Annotated in this window: 12 protein-coding genes; 3 read left to right on the forward strand and 9 right to left on the reverse strand. The window is 69.9% G+C overall.

The features are described 5' to 3' along the window. A partial coding sequence (locus LFM09_RS47060; protein WP_414103168.1) for a MarR family transcriptional regulator occupies positions 1-331 on the reverse strand: 331 nt, incomplete at its 3' end. Between the two features lie 430 nt (positions 332-761). Here LFM09_RS47060 and LFM09_RS47065 point away from each other — a divergent pair. From LFM09_RS47065 to LFM09_RS47075, 3 genes are all read left to right on the forward strand, one after another. Further along, a complete protein-coding gene (locus tag LFM09_RS47065) occupies positions 762-1,898 on the forward strand; it encodes a hypothetical protein (RefSeq protein ID WP_414103169.1) in 1,137 nt (378 codons plus the stop codon). Positions 1,899-1,942: 44 nt separating this feature from the next. After that, positions 1,943-2,818, forward strand: a complete 876-nt coding sequence (locus LFM09_RS47070; RefSeq protein ID WP_414103170.1) for a hypothetical protein — start codon at positions 1,943-1,945, stop codon at positions 2,816-2,818. Between the two features lie 102 nt (positions 2,819-2,920). After that, the gene (locus LFM09_RS47075; RefSeq protein WP_414103171.1) at positions 2,921-3,370 is read left to right on the forward strand and encodes a hypothetical protein; all 450 of its coding nucleotides are present in this window, start codon (positions 2,921-2,923) and stop codon (positions 3,368-3,370) included. 80 nt (positions 3,371-3,450) lie between these two features. Here the strand turns inward: LFM09_RS47075 and LFM09_RS47080 are convergent, their stop codons facing one another. The 8 genes from LFM09_RS47080 to LFM09_RS47115 form a co-directional block, all read right to left on the reverse strand. Further along, entirely contained in the window at positions 3,451-4,617 is a 1,167-nt protein-coding gene (locus tag LFM09_RS47080) for a HEPN/Toprim-associated domain-containing protein (RefSeq protein WP_414103172.1), read from the reverse strand. Positions 4,618-4,719: 102 nt separating this feature from the next. Further along, entirely contained in the window at positions 4,720-5,649 is a 930-nt protein-coding gene (locus tag LFM09_RS47085) for an NlpC/P60 family protein (RefSeq protein WP_414103198.1), read from the reverse strand. Between the two features lie 58 nt (positions 5,650-5,707). Further along, positions 5,708-6,802: a replication-relaxation family protein gene (locus LFM09_RS47090; RefSeq protein ID WP_414103173.1), complete on the reverse strand. Its 1,095-nt coding sequence runs from the start codon at positions 6,800-6,802 to the stop codon at positions 5,708-5,710. Between the two features lie 93 nt (positions 6,803-6,895). Further along, a complete protein-coding gene (locus LFM09_RS47095) occupies positions 6,896-9,547 on the reverse strand; it encodes a helicase HerA domain-containing protein (RefSeq protein WP_414103174.1) in 2,652 nt (883 codons plus the stop codon). 51 nt (positions 9,548-9,598) lie between these two features. Then, positions 9,599-11,518 carry a VirB4 family type IV secretion system protein gene (locus LFM09_RS47100; protein ID WP_414103175.1) on the reverse strand — a complete coding sequence of 640 codons (1,920 nt, stop codon included), beginning with the start codon at positions 11,516-11,518 and terminating at the stop codon, positions 9,599-9,601. Then, on the reverse strand, positions 11,518-12,771 hold the full coding sequence (locus LFM09_RS47105; protein WP_414103176.1) for a PrgI family protein: 1,254 nt from the start codon (positions 12,769-12,771) through the stop codon (positions 11,518-11,520). Before LFM09_RS47105 ends, LFM09_RS47100 begins: the two co-directional genes overlap by 1 nt. Then, positions 12,768-14,816 (reverse strand): hypothetical protein, encoded by a 2,049-nt coding sequence (locus LFM09_RS47110; RefSeq protein ID WP_414103177.1) that lies wholly within the window; start codon positions 14,814-14,816, stop codon positions 12,768-12,770. The genes LFM09_RS47105 and LFM09_RS47110 overlap by 4 nt, the downstream gene beginning before the upstream one ends. A 210-nt stretch (positions 14,817-15,026) precedes the next feature. Then, positions 15,027-15,344: a pilin gene (locus tag LFM09_RS47115; RefSeq protein ID WP_414103178.1), complete on the reverse strand. Its 318-nt coding sequence runs from the start codon at positions 15,342-15,344 to the stop codon at positions 15,027-15,029. Positions 15,345-15,480: the final 136 nt, after the last annotated feature.

Here is a 15,480-nt window from a genome sequence, read left to right on the forward strand (position 1 = left end):
GGTCGTCCGTGGGCTGGTCGTCCGTGGGCTGGTCGTCCGTGGGCTGGTCGTCCGTGGGCTGGTCGTCCGTGGTGATGGACCAGCGGTCGGCGGGGCGGGAACCGCCATCGGCGATCCCGGCGGTGCGGGTAACGAGGCCGTCCTTCTCCCAGCGGGCGAGGATCTTGGGTGCGGTCGACTTGCCGATTCCGGCAGCGGTGGACAGGGCGGTGGCGGTGCTGCCGGGGTTGTCCCGGAGTGCCTGCCACAGCTTCTCCTCGGTCTCCGTGCGCGGCTTCGCCGTGTCGGTCGCCGAATTCGGGACGGCTCGAAGGGTGCGGTTGGTGGACATGACTACCTCGCAGTGGTGACGTTTCGGATTGGGTGGTCATGCCCCGGCCGGAGCGGGTGCGGCCCCCGGTGCGCATCCGGTGGTGTGTCGGGCCGCACGACTATGGACGCTTCCTTCAGCGCATGAAGTCAAGCGGCACATCGAAAACACCTTGTCTCCTGTGGACATACGCCCGCGTCGCGTTACGTCGTTAGTGCAAACCGGTCCACTTCGCGCCCGTACCACCCACGGGCGTTGACACCTCCGCGCGCACGAAGCGTCCATACACGTCGACCCGACCACAACTGTTGGAATCAAAGGGGGTTGACCGAGTGCACAATCTGAACGAACTCGCCACACCCGCGCGCCGGCCGTGGCGGGACCGCGGTGCTCACAGCTCGGACTCGCACCTTGGGCGCATCGGCGAGGCCACGGAACGCAGGAGCGCAGCGTGATCGCCGTGACGGCGCGGGACGTGCCCGAGATCCGCGCACGCATGACCGACTGGGCTCGCGACCCCACGCTTGACGGCGCGGGCAACTGGTTCCGCTTCTTCCTGGGACCGAGTCCTGACGGTGCCACCGAATCACGGGTGTTCGATCGAGTCGACGATGTGGGAGCCACCATCGCCGGAACGCTGGCGGTCCAGCTTCCGGCGGCGGAGTTGTTCTACGTCTCCGCCGACATGACCGACCTCGCCTGTCACGCCGCCGAGACGCTGACCGACTACCGGTTGCACCCGGAGGACCTGCCCGCGCAGATCGGGGTCATGGCCTACGAGCACCCGCCTGTGGAAGGTACGGCTGCCGCACGTCACAACGCGGTCTCGGTTGTCACGTGGGGTCCGGGGCGCGGCGGCTTGTGGGTGCACACCTGGGCGACGACTTCCCCGTCACAGCAAGGCATCGTCCGTATCGGACGCACTCTCGCGCAGCTTCCCCGTGATGAAGTGCTGGAGCGAGCGAGAACGGCCGCCGCGCGGGACCTGCCCGAGCCGACTCCGGAGAACAAGCCCTCCGACAGTGACGAGACCGCCGACCAGGTCGCCGATCATGTTCTCGCCACGTTTCTGCCGAATCTCGAACGTGCTCCGGTGCCGCCGTCGTTCGTCCCGCCGCACGGGTACGAGTGGTGCGCGCTCACGCCGATGGAGTTCACCGAGATGGAGGGCTGGCCGGGCGGAGTTTCCGAAGCCGAGTCCTCTCGCGACATCGAAGCCAGGATCTCTTTGCAGCGCACCATCCTCGCGACATGGTTGCTGATGGGGCAGACCTTGGTGCGCTCGGAGCAGATGACCGCGCCGCGCGCTGCCCGGCGTCGGATCGAACGTCTCGACCCGGTGCTCGATCCCACCGTGCGCTACATCGACCTGCGGCGTGCTCGCACTGAGCCTTCCGACCGCGCCGACGACGACTTCGGCAAGGGCACGCGTGAGTACCGGCACCGCTGGATCGTGCGGGGGCACTGGCGCAACCAGTACTACCCCAGCCGAAACGACCACCGTCCGATCTGGATCGACCCGCACTTCGCCGGTCCGGAGGACAAGCCGTTGCTCGGCGGCGAGCGCGTGAACGTCCTGCGCCGATGACAACGCTCCCAGCGTGCGATCACCCCGACCTGAAGGGCACCGCCATGACCATCGAATCCGATGCCGTTCCGCCCCACCAGCCCGCTGCTACCGCGCCGAACGTCGCCCCGCTACCCGACGACCCCGGAACGCATCCCGCGACGCCACAACCCGACGAAGAGACGGCGTTGTTGCGGTGGGAAGGGCTGCCTGCCGACGCGACCGTGCTCGTGCCGTCGCTGGGCCCCACACCGATGCGCGTCCCGGGCAACGCCTGGGCGATGCTCGTGCTCGCAGTGGACGTCCTGGGCGAAGTCGATCCCGACACCGCCGGACAGGTCGCCTTGTTCGCCGGGACCTGGCTCGCCGACCGGCCACCCGCAGATCTCCACGACGGCGACCTCGTCATGCGCCCACTCCCAGCCGAGCAGGACCTCGGTAGGCCGGACGACCATCACGTCGCCGACCTGGAGGTGCTGCTGGCCTATCGAGGCCGGTGGATGCCCATCGGGCGCTGGGCGGGGTTGGACGAGCGCTGGCCGTGGGCCCTTGCCCCCACGGTGGCCGCCGCGATGCGCCTCTACATCGACGCCGCCGAGACGCTCAGCCGGGAGGCGGTGCTGACCTCCGAACGTCCCGGATCCTCGCCGTTGCGCTGGGCGGGCACGGTCCTGAGCGACCTGATGTCGGCCGACCTGGTGACCTACGGCGAGGAACTCGTGTGGGAGCGCTGCGCGGGCGAGGTACGCCACACCGCTCGACTGCGGCTCGACGGCACCTTCCTGCTCGCCGACGGCGAGCGGGTCTTCGCCACCCCGTCGGCCGCCGCGACCGCCCTGAGCGGCAAACACCACCACGGCTGGAGCGCATGGCGACGCACCTCCGACGGCCGCTCCTTAGCCGACCTGCGCGCCGACCTCCGCACCCGGCGGGACCGGTAGTCCAGCACCCACCACTCGACATCACTCCCGAGGCACAAACGCCTTGTCGGACCGCCCGACCGTGGCGGCGGTCCGACGGCGTTCACTCACGAAGGACTCGTCATGGCTGAACCTGACGTCCCGGCGGACCTGCAGGTTGTGTGGGGCGCGCGGGTCGAGATCGAACGCGGCTACCGGTTGGAGGCGATCGCCGTGGCACTGTCCGCCGACATCGCCGAGCTACGCGAGGACGGCGGACTTCCCGACCACATCCACACCCGCATCACCGTGCTGCCCCAACAGCGGCTGCTGGAGATCCGGGTCGAGGGCCTGTCGGTCGAGACCGATCCGGACCGCACCACCAGCCGCGAGGTGATGAACACGCTCTTCGAGCTGGCCAGCGACCACAACATCATCACCCTCGACACTGTCTCGCCGCCGCTGTTCACCCAACGGATCGTGCTGGTCGACCCCTACGGCCAGCCCTTCGCCGCCAAGGTCGGCGTGGGTATGGGCGAACCCGAACCGTTCATGCCGCTGAACGTTCTGCGCGGAGATGAGCACGATTCTTAAGTTGACCACGCTGGTTTTTGAATACACGCCTTGATCATGTCTTCTGGTTGAAGTTGACGAGAATCCTGTGAGCGGTGTGGCTAGTCGAAGGCGTGAATGATTGCTTCGATGATCGCGCGCACGCCCGTCCAGTCCATGCCATTCGATCCCTTCGAATGGGCATGCCGCACCTTTTTGCGAAAGGCTTTCTGTACTCGTCTTTTGTCATGATCAAGCAGGGAGCCTTGGCGTCGGTGCATCTTCCGCAGGTCGCTCGTCCATTGAACGGGTGCGAGTTTTCCAGCACTGGTGAGCACGTCAACTCCGAGGTACATCTCCAGTGAGCCTGCGCTGCCGTTGACATTCGCACGCACGGTCTCAGCCGAATACGGCTCCAAAGTCGGGTAGTCCTCCAACAGTTCAAGGTCGGGGTAGTGCACGATCCTGCACGTCGCCGGCAGATCGCGGCTGGACTTCAAGCCTGCCAGCCCCTCATAGGCTGCCGCGTCGTTGTCCGCCAGTGCGACGAACCTGTTCGCCACGCCCGCCGCGACGAACGCTTTGACAGTGTTGCTCAGAGCACCGACTCCGCCTTCGGGTCGTCTTTGGTCGCCGAAGTCGAGGAAGTTGACCATCCCCACGAGATGGGGATGTGTCACTTCCAACGCCAGCGACAGCAGTTTTGAGTCGGTGGTTCCCTCGGTGAGAACGATAAGCGGAGCGTCGGCTGCGAGCTTGGCACGCTGTTCAGTGCGAGCCCGTTCGGCTATGGCGTCTGTGGGATCCAGTTCGACGCAACACCCGATGAGTTGGGAGAGGTCGAGAACGACCTCGGTGCTGTCCGGCATCATGTCGAGCAGAAGCCGAAGCAGGGCCCGGATGTCTAGATGGAAGAAGATCTCCGACGGCTCCTGAATTTCGAGGTAGGAGCTCCACGCGGGGAAGTCGAAATCGTCCTTTGGTACATCGAGGATCTTTCGGTACGTCTCGATTAGTTCGTCCGAATCAGGCGGAACTGGATCGCCGGAGTCCACCTCCTTGCGCCACTCACCGACAGCGCGGTCAAGTTCCCTTCTTGCGTGCATTGCCGTGAAACCGTGGAGTTGCAGGCGATCGCGCATCTGGGCGGCTGTGGAGCGGTAACCGTACTCTTCATCCTCATAGCGCCGGTCGGCCTCGGTGAACAGCGCGACGAGGTCAGGGTCGTACCCGTCCCTGACCCAGAACACCTGAGCTCGGCCGATGTGAAGGGTTGAGTAGTGCCCCATGCCGCCACGATCCCACACCCATGTCGATCTTCCGCGTCCCCTGGGCAAAGGCTCATGCAACGCCCAAATACTCGCGGAAATGCCCATCTTGGTTGTCGTGCCTTAGACCACCGCGACGGATCCTGCAGGGCGGGTCGCCCCAGCGTAGTCGTCACCGTTGTAGCGGTAGTTGTCGATCTGTACCGGTTGGCCGAAGGTCGGGGCGTTGATCATGAGTCCGCCGCCGATGTAGAGGCCGACGTGGTGGATATTGCCGGGTGTGCCGTAGAAGACGAGGTCGCCCGGCAACAACGGCTGCCCGGCCGGGACGCGCGGGCCCGCGTCGAACTGCGTCTGGGCGGTGCGCGGCAGCTTCACTCCGGCAGCAGCGTAAGCGGCCGTGGTCAGTCCGGAGCAGTCGAAGCCCGCGTGTCCGCCGTCGGGCCCGTTGCCGCCCCACACGTAGGGCAGTCCTCGTTGCCCGCAGGCGTAGTTGATCGCGGCGAGGGTAATGGCGTTGGGGGCTTGGATGGCGTTGCAGTCGCCGTTGCCGACGCTGGTCGCGGCGGCCTCGGCATACTTCGCGGCCTGTTCGAGGACCTTGTCGACGTACCAGTCGGCGTGGTTGTAGGCGAAGATCGCCGCCCGCAGGTCGCCCCGGCGAACTCCGTTGTCGCACAGCAGAAGGGCCGCGGCGTGGATCGCGTCGTGCGGGTTGTACCGCGAGGGCGGGCTGGCGCCGCCCGGCGGGATCTGGTGGACGGCGATGACGCCATTGAAGGTCGGGGCGAGGAACTGCATCGGCCCGCCGGCCCCCGCGAAATTCTCGCCCTCGGTCACGCCGGGTGCCTTCAGGCGGCCGTGGTCGGTCTCGACCTTGCCGATCGCGGCGAGCACGGTCCAGTCCAGGCCGGGGCAGTCCGGGGCGGCGGTGACGTAGAGCAGGCAGTACTCGGGCGGGATGTCGGCGATCGGTTTCGTGCAGTCGATGGTGGTGTTCGAGGAGCTGCCGAACAGCGCGTCCACCACAGCACTCACGCTTTGACCGATCATGACGGGGATGAGCAGCAGGATGGCCGCGGCCCCGATGGCGATCTTGGCGAGCACGCTCTCACCACCTCCCCGGCCGGCCAGCCCCGCGTGGCGCCCGTGGGCTGGTCGCGGTGGGCGGCATCGGCGAGGGTGGCGGCGACATCGGTTGCGGCGAGTCGACTCCCGCCGGGGTCTCCTCGGTGGGCGTGACCGGCGGCGGCACGTGCGGCCAGGCGTCGGGCAATCCCGACAGCGCTCGCCGGGACGCTCCGGCAGGGGCGTTGAGCGGCAGCCAGACCTCATCGGCCGGGCTCGGGTGGACGGCCTCGGGGTTGAGCAGCTCGGCCGCCGCGGTGGCGATCGGCACCGAGCGCCGGTCGTCGAGCTCACGCCACGCCTTCGCCAGCAGCCGGCGGGCGGCGGCCTCGCGCCGCGAAGTCGGCAGCCACACCAGCAGCGGCGTGGTGATGCCGGTGGCTTGCGCGAGTGCGGCGTAGCCGGCCAGTTTCCCGGCGAGCTTGCTCAGCGGCTCGGTCCCGAAGTCGTACTCGAGGAACCACTCCACCTGCCGGTCGTTGCTCTGACCACCGTGCTGGTCGTGGTATCTCCAGCGGCCGTAGCCGTCGGGTTTGATCAGGTCGCCGAAGTGGCGCGCGCAGCGGGTCTCCGACCACCACGCCACCAGCGCGACCTGTTCGCCGGGGTGCGGGTGGCGGGCGCGGTCGACCAGGGCGGTGAACCACTCGTTGACGCCGACGGTGTGGGCCAGGCGCAAGCTGTGGGCGACGCCGAAGACCCGGTCGTGCCGGTAGCCGAGTTCTTTGATATCCAGGCCGTCCTCGGCGGCGAGCACGGCCGCGCCGGTGGGCGCCAGGACGTAGTGCATGGGCGCGGTGCCGAGGGTGACGAAGGGCTGGAACCGGTCGACGACACCCCACAGGTAGAGCTCGCGCAGCCGCATCCGCCCGGACCGGAAGCTGGGAAAGGCCAGGGCGGTGATCTGGTGTGCGGTGAGGACTTTGTGTTCCCAGAGCATCCGGGCGATCCACTTGTCGCGCGGGGTCAATCGCCACGCCAGCACGGCTTGGTGCTCGGCGGTGTTCGCGACACGGGGAGTGGGTCGGGTGGGCTTGTGGCCGCGCAAAGCGCGCTGGCGGGTGGGGTTGGTGATCATGGCGGGCGCCTCCGACTGGGCAGGGCGAAGTCGCCCCGGCGCGCGGTGCGCCGGGGCGTGATGGACAGGTGGAAGGGCGGAAGAGGGGTGCGGTCAGCCGTTGCGGCGGGGGTCGGCGCTACGCGGGCGCGCGACGGGCTCGCTCCGGTCCGCGGGTCGCGACGGGCCCGACGAGCCGCGAGGCGGCCGGGCGCCGATGGTTGCGGGCCCGCCGGTGGCGGCTTCGGTCGCGCGAGTGCGAGCAGTGCGGCGCGCCACGCCGCGGATCTCCCGTGCTCGACCGGGGACGGCGGGCGGGAGGGGCTGGGTGAGCATGGTGAACGGTTGGGCTTCCTCGCCGTTGAGCACCAGGCGCACGGCGGCGTGGTAGACGCCGAGGTGGGCGAGGTCGTGATCGGACAACCGCGGCGCGGTGTGGCGGGACAGCTCGCGCGCGTCCTCCGGGCTCGCGTTGAAGAAGATCTTCGAGCGGGCGTTGGTGGACATGCCCTCCCGCAGTTCGCGGGGGAGCTGGCCGAGGTGCTGGTGGGCCAGGGTCATCGCGACCCGGAAACCGCGAGCCTCGGCGAGCATGTCCTCGATCGGGTACGGCAGGTTCAGGAAGTTGTGACACTCGTCGATCACCATCGAGGCGTCCCGGCGTTGCCGTTGCGGGGTCCGCGCCCGGCCGGTGGTCGCCTGCCAGGTCCGGGCGACCACCAGCGACCCGACCAGCCGGGTGGTCTCTTCGCCCAGTGAGCCCTTCGGGATGCGCACCAGGCAGATGCCGCCGTCGAGCACCTGGCTCATGTCCACTGTGGAGTGACCGCCCGCGATCGCGTCGCGGACGAACGGACGCAACAGGAACGCGCGCAGTTTGTTCATCAGCGGACTGATGACCTGTGAGCGGGAGGAGTCGGTGAGTTCCTCGTACCAAGACCAGAAGCCACGCAGCACGGGGTCAGCGATTCCGGCGGTGACCCGGCTGCGGAACGCCTCGTCGGCCAGCAACTTGGGCAGGTCCGCCAAGGTGGCGACGCCTTCCTGGCTGCGCAGAGTGAGGCAGGCGGCGCGCATGACGTCGTCGGTGCGCGGGCCCCAGAACGCCGAGTACACCCGCCGGAACACCGAGACGAGGTTGTCCACCGTGAGGTCGGTCTCCCCACCATCGAGCGGGTTCAGGCAGGGCGGTCGCGACTTGCTGTCCGCGTCGAAGATCACCACTCGATCGGCAGCCGACTTCGGCAGGCGGGACAGGACATCGGTGACGAGGTCGCCTTTGGGGTCGATCAGCACGATCCCGCGGCCGGCCTCGGCATCGGCCAGGATCATGTTTCCCAGCAGGGTCGATTTACCCGAGCCGGTCGCGCCGATGACGTGCAGGTGGTGCCGAGCATCCGGCACGCGCAGCGCGACAGGGCGCTGGTGGCCGGTGTCTGTGACCCCGATCGGCTTGGCCTCCGGCCCCGGTGTGGCGATCCCCGGTGGGGGTGCGATGGCGCGGGCTCCGGCGCGTTGAATACCAGGGATGGCCTCGTCGGTGGGCAGGTGCGCGATCGCCGCCAACTCAGGCACGGACAACAGGTCGCCACGTCCGAGCCGCCGTGAGTCCACCACGGCACCGGGGCGGCGGACGCGGTTACGGGTGTAGTGGTTGTGCTCGGTGTAGGAGGCGAACGAGGCCGCCAGAGCGTGGGCCCGGCCGCGGGCGACGTCCCGCGCTCGGCGAACCTCGCCCTCGTCGGCGTCGGAGGGCAGAAGGGTCGCCACGGCGTAGCGGACGACCGTCTCGAACTGGCTGCCGCGCTGCTTGCCGACGATCGCGCGGTTCTGTGCGGAATATTCCAATGAGGTCTGCGGGTCGCTGTGCAAGGCCCCTGTCTTCGTCCTCGCCGCCACCGCCGCGCGGCGGTGGCGGCTGCCGGTGCCGGGGGTGATCGCGTCGAGCAGACGGCCGACCAGCCTGGTTGAGCCGCCGGTGTGGACTCGGCGGGCGGCGCGGCGGGCTTGCTGGACGCGGCGTCCGGTAACCGGGCGGGCCAGCACCTGCACGCAGGCGTACTCCTCACGGCCGAGCCCGACCGGCGCACCGATCAGCGCGCGGATCGGGTCGGCGTCGAAGTCTCTGCGGATCGGCAACGCCTCCGGACGGGCCAGCCGCAGCTCGCCGCCGACCACCAGGCGCCGCTGACCTTCACCCGGTGCCGGTAGTGGTGGCTCGGCCGGGCCAACGCGGGTGTGCGCGCCCGGCCAGGCCGCTTCCACGGCGCGTTCGACCAGGCCGGGTGGGATGACACCGGGCACCCACAGCCGGATCGCGACCCCGGCCTCAGAGAACACGTACTCGCACGCGACGTGCGGTTGGCCGGTGAACGCCCGCCGCCAGCCGGGCCGCAGCAGACCGACGAGGTTGGACCACAACGCGGCCCCGCCGGCGGGATCGACTGTGGGCGGGGCGAGCACGGTGACCTGACGGGCGTCGGCGCGCAGCAGCTCGTGGCAGCGTCGGGCCCACCACCGCCGGCCGAGCACGATCCCGGTGGTGAGCACCGCGAGGACGGGGGCCGCGACCGGGCCCCAGTCGAGGGCGATGTCCCGCAGGCGGGCCAGCAGCGCGAGCAGCGCGCCGCCGGGATCGCGCAGGTACTCCTCCAGCCACCCGGCGGCGACAGGGGCCGTCGAGTGCGTGGGTGCGGTGCTGAGGAGGGGTGTATCCGGTGGCTGGTCGAGGGCAGGCGGTGCCCAGGTGAGTGTTCGGGGCAGCATGAACGAGTCCCTTCACGGGAGATGTGCGTACGAGGTGTGGTGCGCGCCCGCTCAGGCGGCGTCGAGGTGGATCTGGTCGTCGCCGGAGTCGGAGCCGAACTCGTCTCCGTCGAAGCCAAGGTCGACGAACGCGGCGTCGGCCTCGTCGAGTGGTTCGGCGGTGTCGGCGTAGGCGGCGAGTTCGGCCGGGTTGCTGGTGACCAGGTAGTGCTCGGTGGGCGAGGCGATGCTCTGGAACGCCACCCTCTGGGTGCCAGCCGACAGCAGGCCCTGGCCACGGTCAGCCGAGAGCAGAAACGCGCGTTCCCCAGCGGAGAGGTCGAAGGTCTGGGTGATCTCGTCGATGGCCTGCGACGCCTGCCGCAGCAGGATCTGGGTGGCCGCGTTCGCCACGACGGCCTTGCCCAGGTCGCTGCCGAGCACGTCGGCGGTGTCCTGGGTCGCCACGGTCAACCCGGCCCAGTGCTTGCGGGATGCCTTGGCCATGCGGAACAGGAATTCGGCGCCGGACTTCTCCTTCATCAGCAGCCACGCCTCGTCCACCACGACCAGGCGCGGGCGGCGGATGGCCGGGGTGGACACCCGCCGCCACACCGCATCCAGGGTGAGCAGAGTGCCGATGCCCTTGAGCTCGTCGGGTAGGTCACGCAGGCTGAACACCACGAGGTGGCCTTCGGGGTTGACGCTGCTGAGTCCGTCGAACAGCTGCTTGAACGCGCCCTCGACGAACGGGTGCAGCCTCGCCGCCAGCTCACTAGCGGCCCGGTCGCCAGCCTGTCCGGCGCCTGCGAGCTGGTCCCGCAAGACTCGCAAAGTCGGGGCCGGCCGGGTCCACGTGCGAGCGTCGGCGGTGATCCCGACGCTCTGGTAGGTCGCGGCGATCGCCCGGTCCAACGCTGCCCGCTCCGCCGCCTCCAGTTCGCCACCGACGAGGACGGCGATGACGGTGTGCAGGAACAAGCTGCGCCGCACGAGCGCGTCCTTCGGTGCGGTGCGGCGGCCGTCGGCGCGGGTGTGGATCGGCAGATCGAAGGGGTTGAGGCGAACGCCGCGCGCGCCGAGGTGGACGTAGGTTCCGCCGACCGCGGCGGCCAGGCGGGCGTACTCGTCCTCGGGGTCGACGACGGCGATCTCGATGCCCCGGTACAGGCTGCGCAGCAGCTCCAGCTTCACCAGGTAGGACTTGCCCGCGCCGGAGCGGCCGAGGATCACGGAGTTGTGGTTGTGCATCCCGTCGCCGAACCGATCCCAGTGCACCAAACCTTGGGAGCCGACGTTGTAGCCATAGAGCACCCCGGACGGCGCGGCCACGCTGGTCGGGTCCGGGGCGGGCAGGTCGGGGCTGGTGAACGGGAACGCCGCCGCCAACGCCGAGGTGTCGAACGTCCGGCGCATCCCGATGAGGTCCAGGCCCATCGGCAGCGTCGATACCCAGCCCTGCAGGGACCGGTAGGTAGTGTGCTTGGCGTCGAGCAACAGGCTCGCGCACAGCGACCGCAGCGCGGCCACCTCGTCGGCCAGCGCCTTCTCCGAAGCGGCGTGGATGGTCAAGTACAGCCCGACCCGAAACAGCTTTCCCTCCCCGCGGGCGACGCGGGAGGACAGGTCGTAGGCGTCCTCGGTGGCGGCCTCGACCTGCGGGTCGAACAGGCGGCCGTGCTCGGCGGTGTGCCGCCGCCCGGCTTCCAATTTCGCGAGCTGCTTCTTCAGCCGCGAGGCGGCGGTTGCCGGGTCGATCGGCTCGATGTGCACCGACACGTCGAGACGACCGGGGTAGGTCAGCAGCGGGGCGAGCCAGCCGGGGTGCACCTCACGCGGGAAGCCGACCACGGCGAAGCTGGAGACCCACTCGCCGCCGACTTCCAGGTGCCGCGCGGCCACCGACAGAGCGTCGGGGGTGAACGCGGCAGCCGCCGACGAGTCCGCCGGGGCGGTCGGGTTGCCGCGGGTCTTGCGTGTGCGGGAGGCCATCAGGACCGACCCCTCTCGTCCTCGTAGTCGTCCGGGTAGTCGTCGTCCTCGTAGTCCCAGTCGTCCCCGTAGTCGTCGCCGTCCTCGGACCGCCCCGACGGCGCACGACTGGGCGCCGGTTGGGCGAAGAAGGAGCTGTCGTCGAAGTCGTCCTCGGTGAGGTCCGCGCCGGAGGTGGTGATGACCTCGTCCGCGCCGGCCAGTCCCGCCGAAGGCGGCAGCAAACTGTCGGGGTTACAGGCCGAGGCCAGCACCGCCGTTGCCTGCCCCGCGTCGAGCGGGGTGACCACGATCCCGGCCGGGGACAGCAGCTCGATCGCCTCGCCGAGACGACGCACCAGACGCGACTCGGCGGCCCGGCGGGCACCGGCGTCGATCTGTTCGCCCGCCTGCTTGCGGCGCTTGCCCGCCATCGACCCGAGCACGGCCAGCGGGCCGGGCCCGCCCAAGCCGTCGGTCGGGGTCGCGACGCCGAGCGGCTCGCGCAGTACCAGCAGCACCTGGCGGCGCAGCAGGTCGGATTGCTGCCCGAGCTGGACCAGGTAGTCGGCGTGCTCGACCGCGGCGGCTTCTAGCGCCGGGTGCGGCAACCCACCCGCCCGCTCGCGCAGCTCGGCGATCTGGGCGGAGAGGTCGAGGCGTTCGGTGCGCACGAGGACTTGCACCGGGGCGGTCAGGGAGTGCAGGTAGCGGCCGAAGGAGGCGACCAGCGCTTCCTGCTCGTTCGGGGTCCGCAGCGCGAAGTTCACCGTCGAGGCGACCGCGACCACCGCCAGGCCGTCGGTGCCGAGGTCGACGACACCGGTCTCGGTGACGGCCTCGGCTGGCAGCCGCAACGCCGAGGGCGACACCTGCTCGGGCTGTCCGGCCCGGCTCTTGCCGCTCTTGCGGCGCCCGGCGGTCTGGCGTGCGGTGCGGTCGGTGTCCGGGGTGAGCCAGGCAGGCGCGGGGCGCACGCCCTCGGGCGCGGCGACCCGGTGGCGGGGTGCGACCCGCTGGCGGATCGCGGCGACGAGCAGCTTGTCCATCGGAACTCCGTCGCGCTTGCCCAGCGCGAGCATCGTCGAGGCCGCGCCGACCGGGACGGCGAAGGCCAGGAACACCGGGATCGGAATGAAGGCACGTGTGGCCGCCCAGATCAGGTAGAGCACCGCCCCGGCGGCGGCGAGGATGGCCAGTTGGCGCGCGGTCAGCGGCCCGAGGACACGGTCGTGCATGTCGACATCGGCCGGGATACGAACGGGAGCGGTCATGAGGACTTACCTCCTGGCTTAGGACTCGGCCGCGCCGGTGGCGGTGGCGGTGGTGAGCTGAAGACCGGCGTCGTCGGCGGCTTGGCTGTCTTGGGCAGATCCAGCGGCAACCGCAACTGCTGTCCCGCGCGCGGTGCCGGGCGAGGCGAGGCCGTCGGTGGCGGAGCGGGCGCGGGCTTGGGCGCCGGAGTCCGGCGCACGCCGTCCAGCGGCAGCGAGTACTGACCGCTGCGGGTAGCCCGGTTGCCCTTGTACGGGTCGAAGGGCAGCTCCGGCTGGACCACCCGACGCCCGCTCGGGCGTGGGCTCGGTGCAGGCGGCGGACTCGCCGGGCGCGGCACTCGACGCACCCCGTCCAAGGGCAGCGGGTACTGCCCGGCCCGGTTCGGGCGGTTGCCCCGGTAGGGGTCCAACGGCAACTCGAGCTGCTTGCCCGCGGACGTGCGGGTGCGACGACCACCGGTGTTGGTCCCGGTGGGCGAGGCCGGTGGCGGCGTCGTGCGCTGGACGTCCAGGGGCAGCCGGTACTGACCGTCGCGGCCGAGCACCGGCTTGTTCTCCGCCCAGTCGTCACCCAACGGCAGCGTCAGCTGGCGGCCCTGCGGACCGGAGGACTTCGGCGCCGGACCGGCCTTCGACTTCGGCGCTGGCTTGCCCGTCGGGCGGGTCCGGCGCACACCGGGCAGCGGCAGGACGTACTGCCCGTTCGCGGTGGTGCGTGCAGTGGCGTACGGGTCGGACGAACCGCTGGAACCCCTGCCGCCGTTGCCGCCCCGGCCGCCGCCCGGTGGGCGAGGCTTCGAGCTCTTGCCGCCGCCGCTACCGCTGAGCAGACCGAAGGTCTTGTAGGCGAGGAAGCCCTTGACCAGAGACCCGATCAGGCCGCTCCTGCCGTTACCGCCACGCACCGACGACAGCACCCAAAACGGAATCTTGAACAGGATGTACATCAGCGCGAGGGCGACCAGGAGGTTGACCGCTCCGGAAGCGGTCGGGCCGAAGAGAGTGAACCCGCCGGGGGCCAGGAACACCTTCAGCGCGGTGATCAGGGTCAGGCTCTGTCCGAGTTGGATGGCGAGGCAGCCGCCGTAGGCTTTCCACCACCAGTAGGCGATGCCCTCGGTCTGGGGCAGTGCGTGGAACATCAGCGCGAGCGGGGCACCGACGATGAGGATGATGGTCAGCGCCACGCGCACCACGTAGACGACCAGCAGCGCGACGAGCATCCCAACAAGGAAGAGCCCGAGGATGTCGATCCAGACGCCGCCGGTGAAGCTGTTGAGCACGAGATCGCGCAGTGTCTGGCTGGCGGTGCCGGCGTCGACTCCGCCGCCCATGATCGCCTCGACGCCCGCGTTGGCGATCTGGATGCCCTTGGTCGCCACCCACAGGCTCAGCGCGCCGGCCAGGAACCCGACCACGAGACGCGGCGTGAGTTCCTTAATGGAGTGTCGGGTCTGGACGCTCTGGTACCCCATCGCGATGACGCCGGAGATGAGTACGAGCAGGCCGTAGGAGACCAGCAGAATCTGCCAGGAGTTGTCCCACAGCTCACCCACCCGCGGCAGCGAGTCCGGCATCGGCGTGGTCAGCAACGTCTTGGACAACAGATCCAGCAGCGGGTTGAGCGCCTCAGTGACGATGCCCTTGAAGAAGGCGTTGATGGCCTCCGTGACGCAGGCACCGATGTCGGTGATCCCGCAGTCGTCCGCGGTCTCCTCACCCTGACCGGGTCGCCCGGTACCGGGGCTGGTCGGCGGCGCGGTGGTGGTGCCGGGCTGCGGGATGCAGCCTTCGCCGGTGCACGGCGGCTTGGGCGGAGTGGTCGTCGGCGTCGGCAGAGTGCAGATCGGCAGCGGCGCCGAGCCCGGACCACAGGGGTCCGGGTCGCCCGTCGGAAGCGGAAGCGGGATTGGGGGCTGGTTGGTCGGCGGCGCGGGCTGCGCCGCGGCAGCCGGGGCCAGTGGTGTACCCGAGTCGGGACCGAACGCCGCCGAGGCGAGGGTGCCACCCAACAGGACGGCCAGGCTCAGCGCCAACGCCACCAGCGCCCGGCTCCGCGTGGAGCGAAGGGGGCGCCCGGTCCGGCGGGTCGGCCGAGGGCTCGTGGCCGGAGGCGCGAGCATTTCCCGGCAGTTCGCCGACACCGACCTGCTTCGCGCGGTGGGCGTCGTGTCGTGCAGCGAGCCGACGGTGGCGCCGACCGATGTGCGGCGTGGGGCAGACCTGACCGGCCTGTTCGGCGGGCGCATCGGTCAGGCCCCCACGATGCCCTTGAGCACGGAGACGACCAGTGGTGCGAGCGCGGCCAGGGCGTAGCCGATCCCGGCCGCCTTGAAGCACTCCTTGGCCTTCTCCTGCTCGCCGGGGTCACCGCCGCCGAACACGCGGCGGACGCCGCCGATGGTGAGGAACACCGTCGCCAGCCCGGCGAGGATGCCCATCAGCCAGTTGCGGATGTTGGTCAGGACCTCGTCGACGCTGCCCGCGATCGCGAGCACCACGGTGTCGGCGTGAGCCGTCGCCCCAGAGGCCAGCAGCGCCACCACGACCAGCTCCGCGACCAGCAGCACACATCGACGAAGGTTGCGGCGACGGCCGCTGCGCCCCTCAGAGGTCGGATGTGTGGTGCTGTCGCAGGTCGGCTGCAGCGGGACCATGCACATCGGCGTGTGGGCTCGCGAGGTCGCCTCGCAGCGACTGAGGACG

It is taken from the genome of Lentzea alba (genome assembly GCF_047445655.1).
Lineage (GTDB): Bacteria > Actinomycetota > Actinomycetes > Mycobacteriales > Pseudonocardiaceae > Lentzea > Lentzea alba_A.

Coding starts and splice junctions, on each gene's coding strand:
- LFM09_RS47070 (WP_414103170.1), top strand. CDS start 1,943: ATGACCATCGAATCCGATGCCGTTCCGCCCCACCAGCCCGCTGCTACC.
- LFM09_RS47075 (WP_414103171.1), top strand. CDS start 2,921: ATGGCTGAACCTGACGTCCCGGCGGACCTGCAGGTTGTGTGGGGCGCG.
- LFM09_RS47080 (WP_414103172.1), bottom strand. CDS start 4,617: ATGGGGCACTACTCAACCCTTCACATCGGCCGAGCTCAGGTGTTCTGG.
- LFM09_RS47085 (WP_414103198.1), bottom strand. CDS start 5,649: ATGATCGGTCAAAGCGTGAGTGCTGTGGTGGACGCGCTGTTCGGCAGC.
- LFM09_RS47090 (WP_414103173.1), bottom strand. CDS start 6,802: ATGATCACCAACCCCACCCGCCAGCGCGCTTTGCGCGGCCACAAGCCC.
- LFM09_RS47095 (WP_414103174.1), bottom strand. CDS start 9,547: ATGCTGCCCCGAACACTCACCTGGGCACCGCCTGCCCTCGACCAGCCA.
- LFM09_RS47100 (WP_414103175.1), bottom strand. CDS start 11,518: ATGGCCTCCCGCACACGCAAGACCCGCGGCAACCCGACCGCCCCGGCG.
- LFM09_RS47105 (WP_414103176.1), bottom strand. CDS start 12,771: ATGACCGCTCCCGTTCGTATCCCGGCCGATGTCGACATGCACGACCGT.